The sequence below is a fragment of the Massilia scottii genome (assembly GCF_030846495.1).
In the GTDB taxonomy this organism is placed as follows: domain Bacteria; phylum Pseudomonadota; class Gammaproteobacteria; order Burkholderiales; family Burkholderiaceae_D; genus Telluria_A; species Telluria_A violaceinigra.
Window position 1 is genome coordinate 49,407 of the sequence record NZ_JAVCWM010000030.1, and the last position, 19,467, is coordinate 68,873.

A 19,467-nucleotide genomic window follows, 5' to 3' on the forward strand; every position below is an offset into this window, starting at 1 on the left:
GGCAGTTCAGAATTGTCTCGCATAGCGAGACGATGTGTACTTTCATTTACACTTGTAATCCCCTGTCGTCATTACAACGTTACTGGTTTGGGATACTGCGCCTTCACCGCCTCGACCGCAGCGTTGTATTCATCCATCTTGCCGCCCTGACCCCGGCTTTGCCAGTAGATCGCGTCGGCCAAGTCGGCAAGTGGTGGATATGCCGCGCGGCGCAGCTGGTCGACGTCCTCATTGTGGTAAATGATCATGCCTGGATCTCGAAAAGTGCATCAAGAAAAGGAAACGCTACAATCCGCACGCGGTACAGGCCCGGCAAATTGAAGTTCAGCGTCGCGCGCCCTTCTCCGCACGGGTACGTCTTGTCGTTGATGACCACCTCGCACGGCATGGGCAACCGGGTCAGGTCGCGGCCGGTGAGCAATGCGGGGCTTTCCGGCCGTGCGTGCTTGTGCCCGTCGCGTACATAGTGGGTCCGCCCGTCGATGTCGCCCACGAATATGCGTTCGCCCTGCAGGGCCAGCATTGACTCGGGCACGTCGCCGTGGAACAGCACCCGGCCTTCGACGTCGTACTTCGCAAATGTCGTCATTTCATTACTCCAAGCAAGGTAACGGACCAGTCGCCCAGGTCGTAGGTCCCTTGGTGCCACGCGTTGTCGAATGTGACTGTGAACGTGTGGTAGCCCTGGCTCAGCCGAACCCTGGCAGATGTGGCGTGCGACAGAGCGTAGGTATTGATGTTGGAGTCGGATTGGTAATGGAACTGGCGGCCATCAACGTGCAGGATGACGCCGGTGTTTCCGCCGATGTTCCATGCGGCCGCTTTCCAGGTAACTAGCGCGACGACATCTACCTCGGCCGGGTAGTAGGCGGCGATCTGTCCGACCATGCGCGTGGTTCCGGCCGAGATGCCGCCGCTGCCAGTCCCCGACAGGTACAGTGGGACAGTGACCGCGTTGTTGCCGATTTTGAGCGTGTCGACGGCCAGGTCGTCTATCTGGGCGCCGCCGACTACCTTCAAGGCCAGCTTGTCGCGCGAGATCGAGTACGCCCCCAGCTGGTAGCCGGTGATGCTGCCTTGGGCAACAAGGTCGCCGCGCACGGCGACGAGTCCTGTTCTCGCGTCGATCGCGAATGGCACAATCCCCGGCCGGCCGGGAGCACCCACCGCGAAGGTATCGGCCAGCACGATGAAGGACGATTCGGCCTTGCCCCCCGTGGAAACGTTGGAATTGAGCGTCACGCCGGCGATATAGCCGTTCAGATCGAGCTTGACGCCCCACTTTCCTGACAGGCCCTGCACCTTGTCGTTCGTGAGATTGACTTCCTGGCGCAGGGCCGCGTAGCTCTTGACCAAGCCGGTCGCCGGGTCCGTGACCGTCGCCTGTAGCTGCTCGAACTTCGTCAGCGCGCTGCCTACCGGATTGACGGCTATTTGGGTCCCTGTCTGGACCAGCGCCTGATTGAGCCCCACGCGCGCCCACATGGTGTTGATCGCACTGGCCAAGGCGTTGTCGTTGTTGGTGCGCGTGGTCAGTTCGTTCTGCACGCCGACAAACGACTGGTTGGTCCACGTCACCACCTGCTGCACGTACTGCGTCATGGCCTCGTGTTGCGTCGAGCGCACCTCGCGTTCTTCCTTGATCGCGGCGCCGGCCGCGCCGATGGATGACGTGAGCGTTTCGGTCGTCTTCGCGAGCGACAGGTTGGTTTCCTTGATGACCGTGTCCACGCGCGTGACTGCGGCGCCGCGGGCCTTGGCTTCCTGCTGCAGAAGCCAGGACGCGCTGCCGGGGACCGAGTCGGGCGCCTGGATCAGGGTGACGGCCGAGAACATATTGATCCACGCCGGCGAAGCCATGATCTTGTCCTGCAGCTTTTCCGCCAGGTCGAACATCGGACTACCCGGCTTGCCCACGCCCTCGATGATCGGCCCTGCCAGCGACTTTGCCAGCTTTCCGGCGATGGACGGATCGTTTTGCAAGTCGCCCAAGGTCAGAAACGCGTCGTCACCCGAACCGACATCGCCATTGCGCACCGCGATGCCGCTCGCCATGGCGCGCAGCACCTCGCGCGTTTGCGGGTCCTTGACGGCCAGAATGGACGCGGTGGAAATTGGTGGTACTGATACAGTCATTTAGATGTCCTTCAAGCCACGGATGGACGCCGCCGCCCGCAGCCGTTTGAATCGGCCGGTGCCGGAAATCTCGAACTTCCACCTGTCGGAGGGTTCAAGGCCAGAATGGCCGTCGCGTGGTTCGGTGGGAAGGTAGAAAGTCGTCTCCCCGCTCCCGACGGTCTTGGTGTATCCCAGCCTGTCTTTCTGGTAGAACCGGATGGTGAAGTCGCCAGTGCATTCAACCTGGGCGACCGCCAGCGCGGCCGGCGCGGCAAGCACGATGTCCCCGGTTGCCCATCGCAGGGGAAGCATGCTGCCCCCACCGAACTGGCGCAGGGTCGTTCCCGTCACAACGTACATTTGGTCCGACGTCGTGAGGACGGCGGCAGTGCTGGCCACCAGCTGCGGCAAGTCCGTCATTTCCCCGCCTTCGGACAGATCGATCATGAACGGCACGAAAGCGCCGGTCTTGGAAAAGACGATCAATTTTCCATCGTAGCGGGCGAACTGCATGCTGGCCAGGCCGGCGCCGCATCGATCGCGCCACACCTCGCGCGTAAAAAAGCGATCGGACAGCGCCATACTTGGCGAACTGCCTTCCACCGCTACAATGCCATCGTGACAGGCGTACAGCGCGCGGCCGGCGATGCTGATCACCGACCATTTGGACGCGCCGGCGTGCGCGATGTCGAGCGGGATCTCGGCCATCGCGTCCGGACTTACCCCGGATATCAGCGACGGCTCGGCGACAGTCGTCACCAGCGCGCCGGCGGCGTGCAGATGGGCGCCAACGATCGTGTGCGGGACCGTGATCATGTAGGCCGGAGGCCATGACCATGGGCGGTAGGCGTCGCTGAACCACAGTTCGCGGCCCTTCCATGCGCACAGAATGCCGTTCCCGATGTTGAAAAGGCCGGTGAGCTGCGGGCTGGGCGGGTAGGCGTTCTCGCTTTGCAGGACCTCGTTCAGCGCGCCGGCGCCGGTCGTGTCGATCGTTTGCACCTTGCCCTCGGTGCCGCTGATGGACTTTACAAAAAAGTATTCCTCGCTTGCCCCGCCCTGGCGGTACAGCCGTGCCCCGGTGATGGGCACGTAGTCGCCGGTCCCGTCGAACGTCACTTCGACCGTCACCTTGCTGTAAGTGGTCACGCCGGCGACCGTGATCGCCTTTACCTCGATCATCGCCGCTTCGCTGGGCGGTCCCTGCTCCTGGTACACGTTGGCGTAGGTGTAGGTGTAGGTGCGGTTTTCAGTGCCGGTGACGACTGACGACTTGAAGGTTGCATCCGCGGCCAGCTGCGCGGCCGTCAGGCGCGCCTGATAGGTGTCTGCCGGCGTGGCCTCCACGGTGGCGATTGGGCCTTTCGGTGCAACCGGGTGCTCGACGTTGATGCGAGGCGGCGTGATTGGCCGCGGCACGCCGACGCGAAAACTGGTCGACGGCGGCGCGCCGCTGATGGTGGCCAGCGAGATCGGCGCCACCCGGAAGTCATTCCCGGTGGTGTAATACAGCCGGTCGCTGGCCGGGCCATTCTGCAGGGGACTGATAACGGCGTCGACGTCCTCGGGCCACACATAGAAGCGCAGCCCGTCAACGCTGAACACCGATCGCGCCACGATCGCCAGGTCGCGCAGTTTGAAGTCGCCGCGCAGTGAGCGCAGCTCGTTATAGCCGAAGTCGATGTTTTCGGCGACCGCCGCGGCGTTGATCGACAAGTCGGTCAGCGGCACGCGCGGCAGCAGGCCACCGAATTTGCGCAGGTTGATTGGGGGGCTCACTCGGGGACATCCTTCACTTGACCGCCGTTCATCACGGCTTGCAGGCCGACATAGGCTTCGCGCAGGCCAAGGGCCTGTTCGCGCCAGGCGAAGCAGGAACGCGCGTTGTGGGCGTCGGCTTCTGCGATGTCAGTAAGCGAAACGGCGGCGGGTTCGCGGTCAGTGTCGGAGGCAGGTCCGGCAGGTTCATTGGTCCAGGCGGCGTCGTAGCTGCGCACGAAGCCAGCGTTAACGCCATAAGTACGGCTATCAGCAGCCGACACATAAACAGGTACTTGCTTTTCAATTTCGTCACCCTTGACATAGATTTTTTGGACGCGATCCCGATATTTTGTTTCGGTTCGCACCAAAACTTGGATTTGCGCCTTGGCGACTTTGACCGCCTGGTTGGCCTGCTTGCCGACATAGGCGATGTGCGCCTCGCCCGCCCTGCGTTCGCCGCGCAGCTGGCCGAGCAGGAAAATGCACCCGCACGCGGCCAGCAGCAGCGCCCAGCGCGCCCACGCCGGCACGGGCGACAGCAGCGCGGCGTTCATGCCAGCACCTTGCGCGCCGCGTAGAACAAGGCAAGGCGGTCGGCCAGACCGTTGACACCCCCGTTGACGCGGCGGGTCACCGCGACCTGGTCGCCGACGTCGGCCAGCTCGTTCAACCCGTGGGTCTTCCAGAACCAGCCGGCCGAACGGCTGGCGCCTTCCGGCGTGACCAGCCAGGCCGACATGCGCTCGATCGGAATGTGGAAGTAGGCGGCGCACGCGGTATGGTTCGCCGCGCCCGTCACCTGGATGAACCCCCGCCCTTTCCATTTCTGGCCGTCGCCGTCCGCTTCGGGCGTATTGCCCAGCCGGAGGGCGAGCCGGCCCGTGTCGTAGGCGGCGCCGGATGCCAGTTCCTCGACATAGCGCAGATGTGACGATTCATGGCCCACCTGAGCGATGAACGACGCCTGGCGTGCCGGCGTCGTGATGTCGAATTCGACCATGCTCGCATTGAGCCAGTCGAGGTACTTGGCCGCGCGCGGCCGCGCATACGGGAGAATGCGCACCAGCTGGTCGAGCGTCATGCGCCACCCCGCGCATTGCGAATGATTGCGGCCGCATCGCGGGCCAGTTCGCCAATATCCTTGTCTTCGCGACGGCCGAACCAGCGCACGAAAGCGCCCAGCACCCACCATGCCGGCAGGCCGGCCAGCACGAGCACGGGCGCCGCGATGAAGACCACGCCCAGCGCCGGGTCGACGCCGTACATGGCCGCGATGTCGCGCGCAGCGTCGAACAGGCCGGGCCACCATGAGCGCAGCGCCACGACCAGCAGCGGGCCGAATACGGTGGAGAAAATGATGGTGGTGCCGATGCGGAGGAAGGCTTCTTTGCGGGTCTTGGGCCACATAAACATGAATCCGAGTGAGGTTGCGGCGGCGCTGGCGAGCAGCGGTACGCCGAAGAATTTGATAAGTGCGCCGGTTGCTGCGGTGGTTTCGACTGCCATAGGGTCCTTGAAAAGAAAAACCCCGCCGAAGCGGGGTTGGGTGTCACGTTCCGGCGGAGCGTGTACAGTGGTCCTTGTCGATACGGTCCAGCAGGCGGCATAAAACGCAACCCCAGCGCCGCCCGTTCGTGCGGGCACGATTCGCACGGCTTGAGATTGTCTCGTCCATGTGGCCGTTGGTCGCCGCGTTTGCAAGCTGGTCGTGGGCAACTGCCATGGACCATGCCTTGCGTGGGTTGCGGGCGATGAGGTAGAGCATTCGTGTGCCGGCGTACGCGGAAGCAGCGACGCACAGCATCCAGAGCATCAGCAGGCGCAGGCGCAGGCGCATCATGGCTGGATCACCCACATCGCGGCCTGGGCGGCGCCGGCGAGGGCTAACGCCTCCGCGAGATCCGCGACCGTTGCGGAAATCACCGAGTTATCGGCCAGTACCCACCGCACGGACGGAACGCCGGCCGCTTGGAGGGCGACAATTGCGCGCGCCATGCGTCCTTGCGATACCTCGTCGCCGTCGTACGCGTTCCCGGCCTTGGTCGTCACCTGGATGCCTGCCACGCGTGCCGCGCGCGCGGCCTTGGCCACTTCCCGTTTCGCTTCTTCGCGTGCGCACTCCTCGGCCTCGATCTCCTGTTCCGAGCGCTCCACGATGTCCCACGTCCAATCCCATACGCCTTGGGCGCTGCGCTTCGGCGCACGCCGCACAACGCTTTGGCCCTCTCCGACCGCAGGCGCCGAGCTATCCAGGAAGGGCTCGTAGCCGTACATGGAAAGGTCATCCGGCGTGTCCGGAATGCCGATGCCGGGATTTTGCTGACGGATTTCATGAACGTTTGGCAATGTGCCGTCACGCAGTCGATAAAATTGCATATAACTCCTTATGTTGCGTTAGAGGGATAAGATTTTCCGACGCCCCAAACGATTCGAGCGCCGCCCGGAGTTTGTGAGCCGTAATTTGAACTTCCGGTATAGCCGCCACCGGAGCCGGGGCCGCCAGTAGCCGGATTTTGTGGATAGGCGCTGTAGCCGTCACTGCCCTTGCCGCGCAGGCCCACGCCGCCGCCGCCGAAGCCGGCGCCGTAACCGCCTGCCCCGGCCCCACTGCCGACCTGGGGACGGGGATCGCTACGGCCACTCCCGAGGCTGTAGCCGCCATGTCCGCCATTGCCGGCGTAGCCGCCTGCCCCCGCACCGCCTCCGATATAGCCAACGTTCCCGTTATAGTTTCCCTCGGCCCCATATCCGCCGTATCCGCCCACACCTACAATTGGCCCGCCGCCCGCGCCACCCAAGCCGTAACTGGAATAGGCATTTTTTCCTCCCTCGCCGCCCCCAGCGCGACAAACAACTTGACCGTTTGCGCGGGCAATGATCGTGTCGCCTCCTTTGGTCCCGTCCACGCCAGGTTGCCCGTGCGTGCCGATGGCGCCGACCGTCACATAGAAAAGTTCTCCGGGCGTGCACGGAATGTTATTTACATAAGCCAGCCCCCCGGCACCGCCTGTACCCCCTATGCGGCCTTGCCCCCCGTCGTCGCCCCCATGCGCGCCTCCGGTGCCCACCGTCACCGCGCAAAACGACGTCATTCCAGGTGGCGCATAGAAGGCATAAGTTCCTGACTCCAGCCACTCTTGAGAGCCACTTGGGGGACGGCGAGAAGCGAAAAATCGACGCGCGCCGCGCATCAGAAATTCCTCCCGCCGTCTTGCGCATACGTGAACATGCCGTCTTGCAGGAAGACATAAATATCGAACTTGCCACTCTGCGCAGTAGGATTAGGCACGCCGCCGCCCATCGCCCACCGCAGTGTCGTTCCGCCGCTGAATGTCACCGTGTGCGCCCCGCCGTAGGCAACGATGACGGTAAAGCTTTTGCCCGCCACGGATGCCGGCAACGTGATCGTCGTATTCGCGGTGGTCGTGAATTTTTGCACCGTCCCGTTGGTCAGATCGACAGCAAATGAAGCTCCCGGTGCCGCCGCATAGGTGGACTCGACAAAGTTTTTTACGGTAGGGTTGATCAGCGTCTTGCCGCTCATCGTCTCCACGCCGCTCAAGGACGCTTTCAGGTCGAGCGTCGCCTGGGTGGCCGCGCTGATTGGTTTGACGGACTCGCCGTTCGCCCTGGTGTAGCTCATCATCTGCCAGCTGCCGCCACCAAGGGAAATCCATTCCGCCCAATCGCCTGGCGCCGTCACGATGTCGGCGCCACCAATCAAGCGCATGGAAACCGGGTGGTAGGTGAAGGTGGCCGCGCCGGTGAATGTCATCCGGCGAATCGCTCCGGGTGCGATCGCATCGAACGCGGTAATGACGGCGGTGCCCGATACCGCAAGCGTGTTCGCCCCAGTCGCGGCGATCGCCATCGACGGGGAGCTGACCATAGGGACGGTCGGCGCCTCGTTCACCGGGCCTGTCAGGGCGCCTCTATATACCGGCAGAATCGCGCCAGCGGTGAGACGCAAACTGACAGGGTCGCCCGCGTTGAACGGGCGCGGCGTGCTGCCTTCGATGTACCGTTCGATCGTCAGTACATCGTCCGCGCGCGCGGTGCATTTGACAATCTCCCAGTTCATCTCGATGCCGCCCACGCGCTGCAGGAGAGTGATCAGGAAGTAGTCGCCGTCGAGCGGGTTGGGGAACAGCGCCCCCTCCCCGGCCTTGACGGTGATACTCGTTGCCGCGGCTGTGATGCCGACAGCAAGAACTGATTCGGCGTTGTTGGTAAAAATCTGTGTCATCACTGCTCCTTGACTTTGATTTTGAATTCGTCCTGCTTGATACGTCCGTCGTCCGTCTCGACCGTGACTGTGACCTTGTAAGTCACCCCGTTCTCCCCGCCGGCGAGCCATGCCTTGAGCGCGAATGTGGAAACGTTCTGGTGCGTCAACGTCAAGCCGGGTTTGTCGATCTTGAGTTCGACCGACTTGAGTCCATCGCCTGGGGTGAGCCAGTCGTCATAGAGGACGTCGTAGTCGAGCTTTTCGATCGGTTGCTTGGTAAAAGTGGCTAGGCTCATGTCGCCCTCATGGTGCGTAGGTCAGTTGGAATGCGCGCGCTGCGGATCACACGCTGGACGCGCGTGGTCCGCCTGGCAGGTGCCGGGACTGCGGCGTTCGTGGCAGGTTCGGCGTGCACGGCAAATGCCATCAAAGCAGTTGCCGCGCCCATGCGAATGCGCACCCCGTCGGCCAGAAGCGCGCTTGTGAGGTAGGCGGGCGCCTCCCCCATGCGATATGCCCCGGGTGCCGAGGTCAGGCAAGCCAGGCCTGCCAACGTCGCGACGCCTTGCAGGGCCAACCTGCCTTGGGCGTACAGCGTGGCGGTACAGCGAAAATTCGCAGCGCCCTGCAGGGCCAGACGTCCGTCAGCCGTGCATCCGGACTCGAACAGAACCGGCTGTGCCGCGCCCTCGATCGTGACCATAGGTACGGCCGCGATCTGTAGGCTGGAAGTAAACTCGGCCTGGCCCGGCTGGGTCAGCGTCGGCTGCGCGCTCAACGAGCTGGTGAACTCTACCCGACAGCCGTCCGACGACCCTGCGGCCAGCACCCCGAGAGAGGACACCATGGTGGCGCCCCCGCCGTGGATCTTCACGGAGTCGGTGGACGCGTTGAAACTGGCCACGGTCGCAGCAACGCCCATGGCGGTCCGCAACGCCGCGGCATTGGCCGTCAACCCGAATATCGCCGACGCGCGTCCCTCGCGCTCCGTCGTACTTTGGCCGTTGCGCCTGACGCCCGCTTCCGCATACAGGGAGAACGTACTTACGCCGGTTGCGGCGTAGCCGATCGTGACGAGAGGGTCGGCACTTGTGATGAAGGTTGCGGCGCCGGCCGCCACACCTGGGCGGATGATCGTGCCACCGGCGACGAAGCCGAAGGTCGTGCTGCACAACGCTTCAGTATGCGCGGCCCGCGCGGTGAGACTCGCGTAGGAGGTGGCGCCGGCGGTCGTTGCCAGCACCCATTCAGCCGACGCATAAAATTCAGGCCGAATCAGCGCCGCGCCCATCGCGATACGCACGCCACCGGCGCCCTTGCCCGCCGATCCCCCCGTCGCCACGGCGCCCGCGAACTGCGTGCGGGTCGCATTGGCGGTCAAGGAACCGGCGGCCGCGAACAGCGCCGCGCCGAGAACTACCCGCGTTGCATTTCCATTGACGGCCGCGCTGTTTAAGCCGAAGGAATTCATGCCGACTTAGTTCAGATTCGCGATCAGGGTGCCAGGTGCAAAGGACAGCACGTCGCCTACCTGCAGCGTCTTCGAGGACAGCATCGGCGCCGAGAACAGCATATTGCCGGCATTGAGTGCATCAAAAACAGCGACGTGCGTCACGGTGACAGCCGCGCCGGTCACTGCGGGGAAGGTGATTGACGCCGAGTTCGAGACTTGCTGTCCGGCGCCGCCTGGCGCCGGCGCGGTGAATGCGCCGGTCAGCTGGCGCGTGTACCAGGTACCTGACGCAATCTCGTTCAAGTTGCCCGCATCGGTCGGGTCGGCCGTGCACAGCGCCAGGCGCAGCGCGGCCGTCGGCGGGGCCACAAAATTCGTACCACGCAGCAGCGCATTGAGTACTGCCGTTTCGGCGTAAACGGATAATCCTGCCATGAATGGCTCCTATAAAGGTATGAAGGGAAAATTAGGTGGGTGGTGCGGACGCCGGCGCCTTACCCTTGACAAGGGCGTTGAAAGCGCCCCGGTGCAGGGCCGCGAAACCGGCGCTTTCTGGCGCGTACTCGCTGTCCTTTTCGTAGGCGCGGTACATGAGGTAGTCGACCAGCGCGCCCACGTAGCTGTCATCCAGCGCGATCGGGTCACTCAATGCCAGCGCTGGAGGCACCGCCTCATAGACGGCCGTCACCGCATTTCCGCCAGGTGACGGTGGGTAGACATAGAACGTTTTTGGGTCGTCGCCCGAAAAGCAGAAATGCAGCACTTTCGTTTTGGCGCGCGCCGGCGCGTGCCAGTCGGGTACCTGGGCATCGAGCGCCTTGCGCGCTATGCGCGTCACCGCGTAGCCACTGGCAGTGCGCGGCACGTCCAATAGCGCCTTGCCATCGAGCGGCAAGCGTTGCAGGGTGCCGGCGGCAAGCGTCACCGCCGTGGTGATGACATAGATCGACGGGTTGATCAGGGCGGCCTCGCGTTGGCCGTCGATCAACCAGTCGAGCATTTCTGACTGGGTCCAGCGGATGTACTCGTGGTCCTGCAGCAGACGGGCAGCGCGGCCGACGACGGCGCTGGCGATCGTAGTGGGCATGCGTTTCCTTGCGTGTGTGGGGAACAGGTGCCCTGGGAAGTGTTAGCCGAAAGCGCGCGGCCGGACCCGGCTCGTGGTGCGGCCGAATGACTGCTCGGCGCGGATACGCGCGGCGGTGCGTGCGATCTCGTAGTCGCGGGTATAGAGACCCGCAGCGGCAAGGTTGGTAAATTCGTGCCCGGTTATCCGCAGCAGGCGCCCGATAACACCCTGGCCGATCTCAAAGGCATAGTCGTCCAGCAGAACATCGGCCACCGTGTCGGCCGTGCGTGCAGGTTTGGTCGCCACCAGCAGCTTGATTGCCTGGGCGGCGTCCTGCGTCGGCGTGGCGTCGAGCGTAAAGACGTTGGCGGCCGCCTGCTGAATGCCCGACGGTTCCCCGGTGCGACCCTGTAGGGATGCCACGTGCATGTCTCCCGTTTTGAAGATCCGTAGCGGCCGTGTGTAGTACGCCGCCTCAAGGATGATCGTGGCCACGGTGCCGGATGGGGTTTCGATGTCGTATTGCCGCTCGCCACTAATCACGTCGAGCGGATCGGTCATCAGCTGCGCGACAGGCGCGTGGATGCAAAAGTCGATGCAGATATCGCGGATATGCTGTTCCGCGAGCGGATACGAACAACCGGTCACGTAGGGCAGCACCTGCGAAAAGAAGTCGGAGAGGTTCGCCATGGCGACCGCTTATTTGCGCAGGTACTTGATGCTGTAGCTAAAGCGCTGCACTTCGCGCTCGATGGTGGCGCCGTTGGCGCCCGCCTCGTATTCGGTCATCGTGGCGTTTTCCAGGATGGCCGCCACTTCGATAGGCACGTCGCACGGGACACCGCGCGGCACGTTGAAGCCGTGGCCATTGATGCTCAGGAAAACAGCCTGGCGGCCCAGCTCCCCGGCGCCGTTGGCGATCGTGACCTGGACCTTCTCGCCCGTCAGGTTGTCGCCGTGGTCCACGACAGCGATGTCGAGGCCCTTTTTGATCTCGACGGGCTTGGGGGCGTCGTCGATGGTGGTAACGCTGGTCGTATCTTTTGCTGCCATGGTCATGCTCCTGAATGTGAGGGGAAATGCAAAACGCCCACCGAAGCAGGCGTTTTACGGGGTTGGCGGGGCGTTATGCGGTGACGGCGAACTCGCCGCGCACCATCCACTGGTCGTTGAGGATCACGGCGCCCTGCATTGCCTTCCACGCCACGCGCCCGCGCTGCGCCAGCGGGTCCGAGTCGCTCGGCTTGGCGTTGACCACCATCGGCGTGAGCGCGAACATGCCCTTAAGCGCGACCACGGCATAGGCATTGGTTGCGATGTACAGGGCCGGGTAGACGTCGGCCTTAACGCCGGTGGTTGAGGTCATCAGCCCCTTGTCACCGCCGGCGTCGATGAACGGGACGAAGATGGTCGAGGACAGGTAGCGCACGTCCTCGACCTTGCCGATCTCGTTTTCGTACGGGGTCATCGAACCGTACTTCTCGATCGGCACAAAGCATGACTTGCCGTCTGCGCCCAGCATGTTGCGCACGTCCGACTCCATGTCGGGGTGGATCAGGCCGATGTAGCTTTTCGCGACCGGTTCGGTGCCGAATGCCGCCGTCGACTTGACCACCTTGGTGATGGGCTCGGCGTTCTGGCGTTTCAGGGCCTTGACAATCTTGCGCTGGACCGCCAGCGAGATCGGGGCGGTCACTGCCGCGCGCGTGGCGCCATTGGCGTACACCACATTGGTGCCGGCGCGCAGCACGCCGTAGCGCATGCGCTCGATCATTTGCGCGGCCTGCTCGCCCAGCAGGTCGATTGCTTCATTCAAGACGTTGTCCTCGTGAGTGTCTTCGATGATGTCCGTGATGGTGATCATCGAGCCGTACTGGGTCAGCATGCACGGCACATCGGTGGACGCCATGGTCTGCGAGCCGGGCGTGACGCCTTCGACCAGCGCCGACGGAGTGGTGTCCAGTGCCGAATAGCGACGAAAGACAATGGTCTTGGACGAATTGGCGGGCAGGGTCTTGGCCTGGCCGAATTTTTCGAGGCACAGGTAAGGGATGGCGCGTTTGAGCAGTTGCTTATTCGCGTACGCGGCGGTACGCGGCGAGATGTCGCCGTAGGTGGTATTGCCCATGGAGTTTTCCTAATGAAGGGGAATCGATAGCGGCGGGAGCCGCAGAGATGCGTGGATCTGTTGGGGCGCCAACAGCAGCGTTCGCCAGTGAGATCCGCACTGGCACGGACCACCTTTTTAGTGTTCGTTCCAGGCCGCCGCGAAGTCGTCATCGCCGGACGGTTCCTTGGGCAGGGTCAGGCCGCTCGAGCGCACGCCCTCGGCGCCGTCGATTTCGCTGTCGTCCACGCCGCTGCTCTTCGATGCCTTGAAATCCGTGAGCATGTCGATGATTTCCTGCGTACTGCCGGCGTCGATGACCTGCGACAGGCGCGCCTGCTCGGCTGGCTCCTGGCCGTCCTTCCAGGCGCTGAACTCGGGCGATTCAACGACATCGGTAAAATCTTCATGCGCAGCCGCGATGGCCTTGAAGTGGTTGGCGTTGCGCTCGCCCTGCAAGTGCTGGATGACTTCGTCAACCGTGCTCGACAGTGTTCCCAGCCCTTCGCCCACCTTGTCGGCGCATACCTTGGCAATGAGGCGCTTTATCAGGTCCACGAATTCGGGTCCGAAGTCGTCCGCCAGGGCTTTTTCAGGATCGTCGCTGTCAGCGGCGCCGACGGCGTCGGCGGCCGGGTCGGTGGCGCCTTCGCTTTCCTGGCTCTCGCCCACGCTGGACGTGTCGAGCGTCGCTTCCTTGGCCCCCAGCTCGGCCTCCTTAGCCTGCAGCTGCGCTTCCCATTCCTTGAGGCGCGCTTCGTCACCTGATGGCTGTACGGCGGCGGGGGTTGCAGCGGGGGGTGCAGCTGAGGCATCGGCGGGTTCCTCGGCCCCGGCGCCGACACCGGGGCCAGCTTCGTCGGCGAGGCCGAACGCTTCGTCCTCGCTCTGCGCCGTCGGTTCAGCGTCGGCCGCATCGAACTCCGCAGCGAAATCGGCCGCGTCTTGTGTCTGTTGCTTTTGGGTGGTTGGCATGTGGTTCTCCTGTGGGATAGCTGAATCGGGCGAAAAAAAACCCGCTCGGGGCGGGTGGGGGACTGCGGTGCGGATTACACCCGGGCTGATCGGTGCGCGCTGCCGGTGCGGATCATGTCGCGCAAGGCGTTGAGCTGGGCCAGCGCACCTTGCTTGAATGCAAGCTGATCGGCCGTGACGGTGGCAAGATCGGCATAACACCCTTCCGCCAGCGCATCGAGCAAGTCCAGCAAGATCCTCGTTTCCGGCATGGCGCGAAATTCGAGCAACGCGGCCGATTCGCTGGCGATCGCCGCCCGCAGCTGTTCCTGAGAGCGCATCATTCGATTGCCGCCGTCTCGATGCCGGCATGCTCGCCGACATTGGCGCCGACCTGGCCGCCGCGCGGATCACGCTGCGCGGCCAGCTGCTGCGGATCGGGAATGGCCGGCTGAGCGGCGCCGGGCGGCACCGATCCGGCCGGAGTAGGCTGGCCGGGAGTGGAATCGACCCAGCCGGCCGATTTCAAGATGGCGTCCCCTGCAGGCGCAATCTCCGGGCGCTCCGTCGCCACACCGGCGGCCTGCATGCCCGCATACGCTGCGTCCACGTTGGTTTTGGTGGCGATCGCGTTGATGCGCGTGACCTCGGCCGCGAGCTTGGCGACCTCTTGCGTTATCTTCTCGGCCCCAAGCATGGCTACCTTCATTTGCAGCTCCTGCATTTGCTGCTGCTGCGCGGCCGCGGCCTGGGCGGCGTCGTTGTTGCGCTCGGCCTCGACCTCGTCCTCGGTCTTGATGATGCTCGACAGATCGTGCGCTTCGGCGCGCTGTCGCAGCAGTTCTTCGCGCTTGATATAGGGGGCGTCCTCCGGTGTGAGGGTGGCGGCGAAGTTGTCCAGCTGCTGCGCGCGCACTTCCTTCGCCATCAGCGACGCCGTGCCGCGCGCCTTGATGTCGAAGTCGCCCTTGCAGCTGTTGTCCGGATTGAACTGCATGTTCCACTTGTACAGGTCGCTAATAAACGGCCTGGTCACGCCCTCGTCGTAGTTGGTGATCAGGTCTTTCATCACGATGGAGGCATTCGCCATCAGCATGGACATGCCCGATGCGGTACCGGCGGCGCCCTGGGTGGCATTCTCCCCCTGCATGTAGCGCGGGATGGCGGTGACGTCATCGGCATTCTTTTTGAACATTTCGACAATGGGCAGCAGTTCTTCCAGCCCGTTCGGCACGTTCAATACCCGGATGGCCGGTTGGCTGGCGTCCTGCCCGGCGCGCTTCCAGATCTTGAACGGGTACATGTCGTCCGCGTCCTCGGCCGGCGACAGCAGGTTCATGTTCACCTCGATCTGTGGCCCGGCCGACAGCGCCGCGTTGTCGAGTACCATGCGCGTGGCCGCGTTCACGGTGGTCTGGTCGTCGCGCATGATCGAGGCGAAGCCGTCGCCGAAGATGCTCGTTTCGTCCTTGTCGGCGTAATACAAGTGGTACGGGTAGGTGACGCCGTTAATCGGCTGCAGGGTGATCTTGATCACGTCCCCGTCCGGGAGCATCCATACGTTCGAGAAAAACGTCTCGTGCATGCGGTCCTGGGGAACGACCACGCCGGCCTGCGACAGCAGCTCGCCGCCGATCCAACCCCAACGCTCCACTACTTCGTAGTTGCCGTCGTGATTGAGTTTTGCCGACTGGCGCTCGCCAATCTGCCGGATCTCGTTGTCGTACGCACGCGAGGTTTGGGCCCCCTTGGGGTTGGCCAGGATATAGGCGCGGATCTTGGCGCCGTTGAATGCTTTGCGCTTCGCCAGCGCCGCGAGCGCGCCGCGCGTCATGATGTGCTGCTCGAAGACATAGCCGCAATCCGACAGCTTGGTGGCGGACATATCCGGGTAAAAGCGCCACAGGGGGACGTAGGCAACGAAGGGCACGACGTACGACTCGGTCTTCATCACCCAGTTGCCATTGACCCGCACAAACTTTTGACGGGTCTTGCGCTCGACCAGCGGGGCCTTGAGCACGCCTGTGCCGTACAGGTGGCCGCTGTGGAGCACCTCCCTGGCCGTGCTCTTGTACTGGGCCTCGGCCAACTGGTCATCCATGATGCTGGTCATCTTGTCGGCCGCCATCTTGACCAGCTTGGCGATCGCGGCGTCCAGTTCGCGGCGCGTCGGCACCGCCCCCGTCTTCGCCACCATCTGGCTGATCAGCTTGCGCCTGGTATCGCGGTCGACGGATGGTACGGCGGTGGGCTCGGCCGTCCAGTTGCGATCGGACGTGGTCGGGAACAGCAGATCGGCGACGCGGGCGTTAGCGGTTTTTACCTTCACGCGCGTCAGGCGCACAAAAGCCCTGGAGCGATTCTTTCCGAATTTCGCTTCCACGTCCGGATCGTAGAGCCCGCGATACTGGCGCAGGTCCATGAGCCAACGCTGTTCGGTTTCGCGCCGGTCGAGAACGGCTTGGGCGAACTCCGCCAGGAGCGTGACGCCCAGCGTGTCCAGCGCGACGTAGGCGGCGTTATCGTCGCGGGCCATGCCTTCGGTAGCCGCCCGTACATATTCTTCGTGCGCTGTATCTACTGCATCGGTCATTGGCGTGCTCATAAAAAAGGCCCGCGCATTGGCGGGCCGGAAGGTTGTTGCGGGAAATTGGAGCGGCCGGTGACCGTGGCTGGCTTAGTAGCCTGCCCGCGATGCCGCGCGCTGCTGCGTGTGACCGCCGCCACGGCTGTGATCCTCGCGCAGGGCGCGGGGAATCACCGGCTCGGCAAATGTCATGGCGATGGCGTCCGCGCCGTCTGGCGAGCGCATCTGGCGTTTCTTCATGTCCTCCTTGGCCTCGATGAGGCGCGCGCCGTTGGAGGACGTTTTGTAGCTCGGAGCGGAAATGTCGGCGATCATGGCAACGTCGTTCGGTAGCCGGTTGGGGCCGTCCTCGATCCACTCTTTGAAGCGATACCAGATCTCGGCGCGCTTGTTGGCGTACAACTCCGGATCATCGGCCCTTGCGGCAGAGTTCACACCGATGACGGGCACGCCCAGCTCCTTGAGCCGGTCCACGATCCCCGAACCGATCCCGATCTTGTCCACGAAAATGGCGTCGGGCTGCATGTCGCGGTAGTAACCAGCCAGGATGCCGGCCACCTCCATCGGCCCTTTCTTCTCGTGGTACTCGATGCGGAACACGGTGCGTCCGTGGCGGAAGGCGATCGCCGTCCTGTCCGGGCCGTATTCGGCCGGGTCGCAGCCGATCACGAAGGCGCCGGTGCGCTCGCGGTAGGTGCTGTTGACGGCCGCCATGACGCTCGTTGGACTGATCAGCGGGTCGGTGGTGGCCGAGCGAAACGCGAGCGCGGCCGTCGCCGGGTACTCCTGATCGAAAAGCCACTCGAAGCCCTGGCCGTACGTAATGACTTTGTTCTGGCGCCACGCCATCTGTTCCATGTCCAGCCCGTAGGCGTCCATGTACTTCTGATCGTCGGCCGTGACGATGAAATTTTCCGGCACGGTCGCGCGGTACTCGTCCTGCCAGAACCAAGGCACGAAGATGGCGATGTACTCGCCGATCCCCGCCTCGGCGTCCTGCCACATGCTGTGAAAACCACCGCCGGTGCCATTGGCGGTCGATTCGATGATGATCTCGGTGTCGTCCAGGTCCGCAATGGTGTTACCCAGCCCGGCCATGTGCATCTGCGCGTTTTTCCAGAACGCGAATTCGGACAGGTGCGCTACCTGGGCGGTGTTGCCCCGGCCGACGTCGGCGGTGCCGGCGGTCGCCAGCTTGTATCCGCCATCGAGCTTGTCGAAGACCAACTCCTTCGAGTTCGTCGCGCTGGTGGACGGAGCGAACGGGTTGTGCCCGTGATAGCGCTTGACCATCTTGAACAGATTGTCGGTCGCCTTCTGCTCGTGCGCCACGATGAAGGCGGACCGGCCGAAGTTGATGGACGAGATACAGTAGAAGCGCGCGCCGATATAAGTCGATGCCCCCTGCTGGCGCCCTTTCAGGATGATCGCCCGGACCTTGCCGATCTTCCTGCGCTGCTCCTCGATGCGCGCATGGATGTAGCGCTGTGCCCGATTGAATTTGAGCAGGACCTTCTTGCCGGCCTTGTCCAGCACGTACATGCACGTTTCGCAGTGCAGCTCGATATCATCGCGCAGCGCTTCGATGGTGGCCTCGATCTCGGCCTGGCTACGCGCCGCCATTTTTCGCCATCACGCGCTTGATGACGTCCTCGACGCCGCTGCCGATCTCGTCTTCCTTCTTGTCGTCCAGCCCAAATGCCTGGCGCTCCATGGCGATGAGGTTGCGCAAGGCGTCGGCCAGCGTCTTCATGGTGCCGGCGCGGGAATTGAGGGACATAACCTTCTCGAACAGCTCAAGGCGCTTGTTGACGCCCTTCTCATCCGGTGCGCACAGCATCGCCGCCAGGTCGCGGAAGAGATCCGCATGGTCCGTCTGGATTTCCAGTTCTTCGAGCAGTTGCATCGACAGGCGCCGCGTACGCTGGATATCCGAGCGGTGCGACAGGATGATCTGCGACTGCATCGCCGCGTTGACCTCGACAATCTCTCGCTCGCGCGCCGGCGACAGCGGTTCGGCGGTCGCCGGCACGACAGATTGCTCGACAAGCGACGTCGCCTTCGCGCGAATCTTGACGCCCAGGTGCCGGCTGATGTTCAGCTTGGCGAAGCGCTTGTCCATGGCCGCGCGTGAGACGCCGTGCTCGACGGCCATCTGCTGCTTCGTCTTGATGCCGGCGCGCCAGTCCTTCTCGACCAGATCCCAATCGATGACCTTCTTTTCCTTGGCCATGGGTCAGCGCGCTTTCTGATATTTGCCCTGCAAGGTGCCAATCGAGTCGACGCCGTCATGTCCCAAGGCCCAGCTACGGGCGAACTCAAGATCCTCTAAGTCATCCTCGGGCACCTGGGCGCCCAACCATGGGGCGACGGCATTGCGCGGTTGGTAGATCGTGGGCTGGGCGTGCCCGGCCACGGTGTCTTGCTCGACGGGGGTTACTCGTGCCATCACGGGGACGCCCAAAAAAGAAGCCCCGCACGCATTGCTGCGCCGGGGCTGGTGCCTGAATGCTCAGGCACGGTGGAAGGGAGATTGCTGCGGGCATGAAAAAAGCCAGCGGGACGAGCGTCGCGCTGGCTTCAATCTGCTTGGTGCTCGGTGGCAGGCCCCGCCCTATCTGGATGGTGGCGCGCCGCACGAACATGAATTAGCCGCCTAGCCCCTTGGCGGGCACGACGACGGCGGTTCGCCAGTGCGTCGAGCCCGCCCGACGGCGAGACGATCCGACGCCGTTCCCTTGAAAGTGCCCATGTTGAAGGCCCTTTTCGCAAGAGTCAGTTTTTCAGACTATCGAATTGGAGCGAATTTTACGGTGTTTTGCGCAAGTTTCGCCATACCTATTTTGCGCACAATTCTTTGCGCATTTGATGTCGCGCTGCAGCAACTCTCTTTCTTTGAACTCAACAACTACTGCATTAGCGAAAATTCTTTTTGACGCTAATTATAATGATGTTAGGTAGCATCAGAAGAGCAATCCCGACTATCAAAACTAGGACGCTATGCAGCGTCCATACAGCATAAGAATGAACACTTGACGGAGGTAAGATAGCATCTAACCAGTTCCATATTTGCACCATGGAGGGCAGTTCAGAATGGGCAAGAATTATCAAGAAGAGCGTGGTACCTAATAAATTCAGTGTTACATAAAGGCGATTGTTTGGATACACTCCCTGATTATTAATCACATCA

The 19,467-nt window shown here is 63.1% G+C and carries 22 protein-coding genes; all 22 read right to left on the minus strand.

What is annotated here, in order from left to right; genetic code table 11:
- Nucleotides 1-71 precede the first annotated feature (71 nt).
- The 22 genes from RBA41_RS28375 to RBA41_RS28480 all read right to left on the minus strand — a co-directional run bounded on the left by RBA41_RS28375 (nt 72) and on the right by RBA41_RS28480 (nt 18,510).
- Nucleotides 72-248 (minus strand): hypothetical protein, encoded by a 177-nt coding sequence (locus tag RBA41_RS28375; protein ID WP_306627731.1) that lies wholly within the window; start codon nt 246-248, stop codon nt 72-74.
- A complete protein-coding gene (locus RBA41_RS28380) occupies nt 245-589 on the minus strand; it encodes a hypothetical protein (RefSeq protein WP_306627732.1) in 345 nt (114 codons plus the stop codon). The genes RBA41_RS28375 and RBA41_RS28380 overlap by 4 nt, the downstream gene beginning before the upstream one ends.
- Nucleotides 586-2,136 (minus strand): phage tail tip fiber protein, encoded by a 1,551-nt coding sequence (locus RBA41_RS28385; protein WP_233292121.1) that lies wholly within the window; start codon nt 2,134-2,136, stop codon nt 586-588. Before RBA41_RS28385 ends, RBA41_RS28380 begins: the two co-directional genes overlap by 4 nt.
- On the minus strand, nt 2,137-3,897 hold the full coding sequence (locus RBA41_RS28390) for a hypothetical protein (protein ID WP_306627733.1): 1,761 nt from the start codon (nt 3,895-3,897) through the stop codon (nt 2,137-2,139).
- The gene (locus RBA41_RS28395; RefSeq protein ID WP_306627734.1) at nt 3,894-4,433 is read right to left on the minus strand and encodes a hypothetical protein; all 540 of its coding nucleotides are present in this window, start codon (nt 4,431-4,433) and stop codon (nt 3,894-3,896) included. Before RBA41_RS28395 ends, RBA41_RS28390 begins: the two co-directional genes overlap by 4 nt.
- Complete coding sequence (locus RBA41_RS28400) at nt 4,430-4,960, minus strand: glycoside hydrolase family 19 protein (protein WP_306627735.1); 531 nt, start codon at nt 4,958-4,960, stop codon at nt 4,430-4,432. Before RBA41_RS28400 ends, RBA41_RS28395 begins: the two co-directional genes overlap by 4 nt.
- Entirely contained in the window at nt 4,957-5,385 is a 429-nt protein-coding gene (locus RBA41_RS28405) for a hypothetical protein (RefSeq protein WP_306627736.1), read from the minus strand. Before RBA41_RS28405 ends, RBA41_RS28400 begins: the two co-directional genes overlap by 4 nt.
- A gap of 43 nt (nt 5,386-5,428) precedes the next feature.
- Nucleotides 5,429-5,719, minus strand: a complete 291-nt coding sequence (locus RBA41_RS28410; RefSeq protein WP_229509598.1) for a hypothetical protein — start codon at nt 5,717-5,719, stop codon at nt 5,429-5,431.
- A complete protein-coding gene (locus RBA41_RS28415; RefSeq protein WP_306627737.1) occupies nt 5,716-6,255 on the minus strand; it encodes a DUF4376 domain-containing protein in 540 nt (179 codons plus the stop codon). Before RBA41_RS28415 ends, RBA41_RS28410 begins: the two co-directional genes overlap by 4 nt.
- Before the next feature lie 814 nt (nt 6,256-7,069).
- Nucleotides 7,070-8,125 (minus strand): hypothetical protein, encoded by a 1,056-nt coding sequence (locus tag RBA41_RS28420; protein ID WP_306627738.1) that lies wholly within the window; start codon nt 8,123-8,125, stop codon nt 7,070-7,072.
- The gene (locus tag RBA41_RS28425) at nt 8,125-8,403 is read right to left on the minus strand and encodes a phage fiber-tail adaptor protein (protein ID WP_306627739.1); all 279 of its coding nucleotides are present in this window, start codon (nt 8,401-8,403) and stop codon (nt 8,125-8,127) included. Before RBA41_RS28425 ends, RBA41_RS28420 begins: the two co-directional genes overlap by 1 nt.
- Complete coding sequence (locus tag RBA41_RS28430) at nt 8,400-9,578, minus strand: hypothetical protein (RefSeq protein WP_306627740.1); 1,179 nt, start codon at nt 9,576-9,578, stop codon at nt 8,400-8,402. Before RBA41_RS28430 ends, RBA41_RS28425 begins: the two co-directional genes overlap by 4 nt.
- Before the next feature lie 6 nt (nt 9,579-9,584).
- Nucleotides 9,585-9,995 carry a phage tail fiber protein gene (locus RBA41_RS28435; RefSeq protein ID WP_267692711.1) on the minus strand — a complete coding sequence of 137 codons (411 nt, stop codon included), beginning with the start codon at nt 9,993-9,995 and terminating at the stop codon, nt 9,585-9,587.
- A gap of 31 nt (nt 9,996-10,026) precedes the next feature.
- Nucleotides 10,027-10,647: a phage adaptor protein gene (locus RBA41_RS28440; RefSeq protein WP_306627741.1), complete on the minus strand. Its 621-nt coding sequence runs from the start codon at nt 10,645-10,647 to the stop codon at nt 10,027-10,029.
- 42 nt (nt 10,648-10,689) lie between these two features.
- Nucleotides 10,690-11,319 (minus strand): hypothetical protein, encoded by a 630-nt coding sequence (locus RBA41_RS28445; RefSeq protein ID WP_306627742.1) that lies wholly within the window; start codon nt 11,317-11,319, stop codon nt 10,690-10,692.
- A gap of 9 nt (nt 11,320-11,328) precedes the next feature.
- Nucleotides 11,329-11,682, minus strand: coding sequence for a hypothetical protein (locus tag RBA41_RS28450; RefSeq protein ID WP_306627743.1), 354 nt, complete (start codon nt 11,680-11,682; stop codon nt 11,329-11,331).
- Between the two features lie 73 nt (nt 11,683-11,755).
- Nucleotides 11,756-12,757 (minus strand): N4-gp56 family major capsid protein, encoded by a 1,002-nt coding sequence (locus RBA41_RS28455; protein WP_166899142.1) that lies wholly within the window; start codon nt 12,755-12,757, stop codon nt 11,756-11,758.
- Between the two features lie 117 nt (nt 12,758-12,874).
- Entirely contained in the window at nt 12,875-13,711 is an 837-nt protein-coding gene (locus RBA41_RS28460; protein ID WP_306627744.1) for a hypothetical protein, read from the minus strand.
- 74 nt (nt 13,712-13,785) lie between these two features.
- Nucleotides 13,786-14,034, minus strand: a complete 249-nt coding sequence (locus RBA41_RS28465; RefSeq protein WP_054264770.1) for a hypothetical protein — start codon at nt 14,032-14,034, stop codon at nt 13,786-13,788.
- Complete coding sequence (locus RBA41_RS28470; protein ID WP_306627745.1) at nt 14,031-16,283, minus strand: portal protein; 2,253 nt, start codon at nt 16,281-16,283, stop codon at nt 14,031-14,033. The genes RBA41_RS28465 and RBA41_RS28470 overlap by 4 nt, the downstream gene beginning before the upstream one ends.
- 84 nt (nt 16,284-16,367) lie before the next feature.
- Complete coding sequence (locus RBA41_RS28475) at nt 16,368-17,900, minus strand: terminase large subunit (RefSeq protein ID WP_306627746.1); 1,533 nt, start codon at nt 17,898-17,900, stop codon at nt 16,368-16,370.
- The gene (locus tag RBA41_RS28480; protein WP_306627747.1) at nt 17,887-18,510 is read right to left on the minus strand and encodes a hypothetical protein; all 624 of its coding nucleotides are present in this window, start codon (nt 18,508-18,510) and stop codon (nt 17,887-17,889) included. Before RBA41_RS28480 ends, RBA41_RS28475 begins: the two co-directional genes overlap by 14 nt.
- Between the last annotated feature and the right edge of the window lie 957 nt (nt 18,511-19,467).

Coding starts and splice junctions, on each gene's coding strand:
- RBA41_RS28475 (WP_306627746.1), bottom strand. CDS start 17,900: ATGGCGGCGCGTAGCCAGGCCGAGATCGAGGCCACCATCGAAGCGCTG.
- RBA41_RS28395 (WP_306627734.1), bottom strand. CDS start 4,433: ATGAACGCCGCGCTGCTGTCGCCCGTGCCGGCGTGGGCGCGCTGGGCG.
- RBA41_RS28415 (WP_306627737.1), bottom strand. CDS start 6,255: ATGCAATTTTATCGACTGCGTGACGGCACATTGCCAAACGTTCATGAA.
- RBA41_RS28440 (WP_306627741.1), bottom strand. CDS start 10,647: ATGCCCACTACGATCGCCAGCGCCGTCGTCGGCCGCGCTGCCCGTCTG.
- RBA41_RS28405 (WP_306627736.1), bottom strand. CDS start 5,385: ATGGCAGTCGAAACCACCGCAGCAACCGGCGCACTTATCAAATTCTTC.
- RBA41_RS28445 (WP_306627742.1), bottom strand. CDS start 11,319: ATGGCGAACCTCTCCGACTTCTTTTCGCAGGTGCTGCCCTACGTGACC.
- RBA41_RS28375 (WP_306627731.1), bottom strand. CDS start 248: ATGATCATTTACCACAATGAGGACGTCGACCAGCTGCGCCGCGCGGCA.
- RBA41_RS28420 (WP_306627738.1), bottom strand. CDS start 8,125: ATGACACAGATTTTTACCAACAACGCCGAATCAGTTCTTGCTGTCGGC.
- RBA41_RS28470 (WP_306627745.1), bottom strand. CDS start 16,283: ATGACCGATGCAGTAGATACAGCGCACGAAGAATATGTACGGGCGGCT.
- RBA41_RS28465 (WP_054264770.1), bottom strand. CDS start 14,034: ATGATGCGCTCTCAGGAACAGCTGCGGGCGGCGATCGCCAGCGAATCG.
- RBA41_RS28450 (WP_306627743.1), bottom strand. CDS start 11,682: ATGGCAGCAAAAGATACGACCAGCGTTACCACCATCGACGACGCCCCC.
- RBA41_RS28400 (WP_306627735.1), bottom strand. CDS start 4,960: ATGACGCTCGACCAGCTGGTGCGCATTCTCCCGTATGCGCGGCCGCGC.
- RBA41_RS28480 (WP_306627747.1), bottom strand. CDS start 18,510: ATGGCCAAGGAAAAGAAGGTCATCGATTGGGATCTGGTCGAGAAGGAC.
- RBA41_RS28385 (WP_233292121.1), bottom strand. CDS start 2,136: ATGACTGTATCAGTACCACCAATTTCCACCGCGTCCATTCTGGCCGTC.
- RBA41_RS28425 (WP_306627739.1), bottom strand. CDS start 8,403: ATGAGCCTAGCCACTTTTACCAAGCAACCGATCGAAAAGCTCGACTAC.
- RBA41_RS28460 (WP_306627744.1), bottom strand. CDS start 13,711: ATGCCAACCACCCAAAAGCAACAGACACAAGACGCGGCCGATTTCGCT.
- RBA41_RS28410 (WP_229509598.1), bottom strand. CDS start 5,719: ATGATGCGCCTGCGCCTGCGCCTGCTGATGCTCTGGATGCTGTGCGTC.
- RBA41_RS28455 (WP_166899142.1), bottom strand. CDS start 12,757: ATGGGCAATACCACCTACGGCGACATCTCGCCGCGTACCGCCGCGTAC.
- RBA41_RS28380 (WP_306627732.1), bottom strand. CDS start 589: ATGACGACATTTGCGAAGTACGACGTCGAAGGCCGGGTGCTGTTCCAC.
- RBA41_RS28430 (WP_306627740.1), bottom strand. CDS start 9,578: ATGAATTCCTTCGGCTTAAACAGCGCGGCCGTCAATGGAAATGCAACG.
- RBA41_RS28435 (WP_267692711.1), bottom strand. CDS start 9,995: ATGGCAGGATTATCCGTTTACGCCGAAACGGCAGTACTCAATGCGCTG.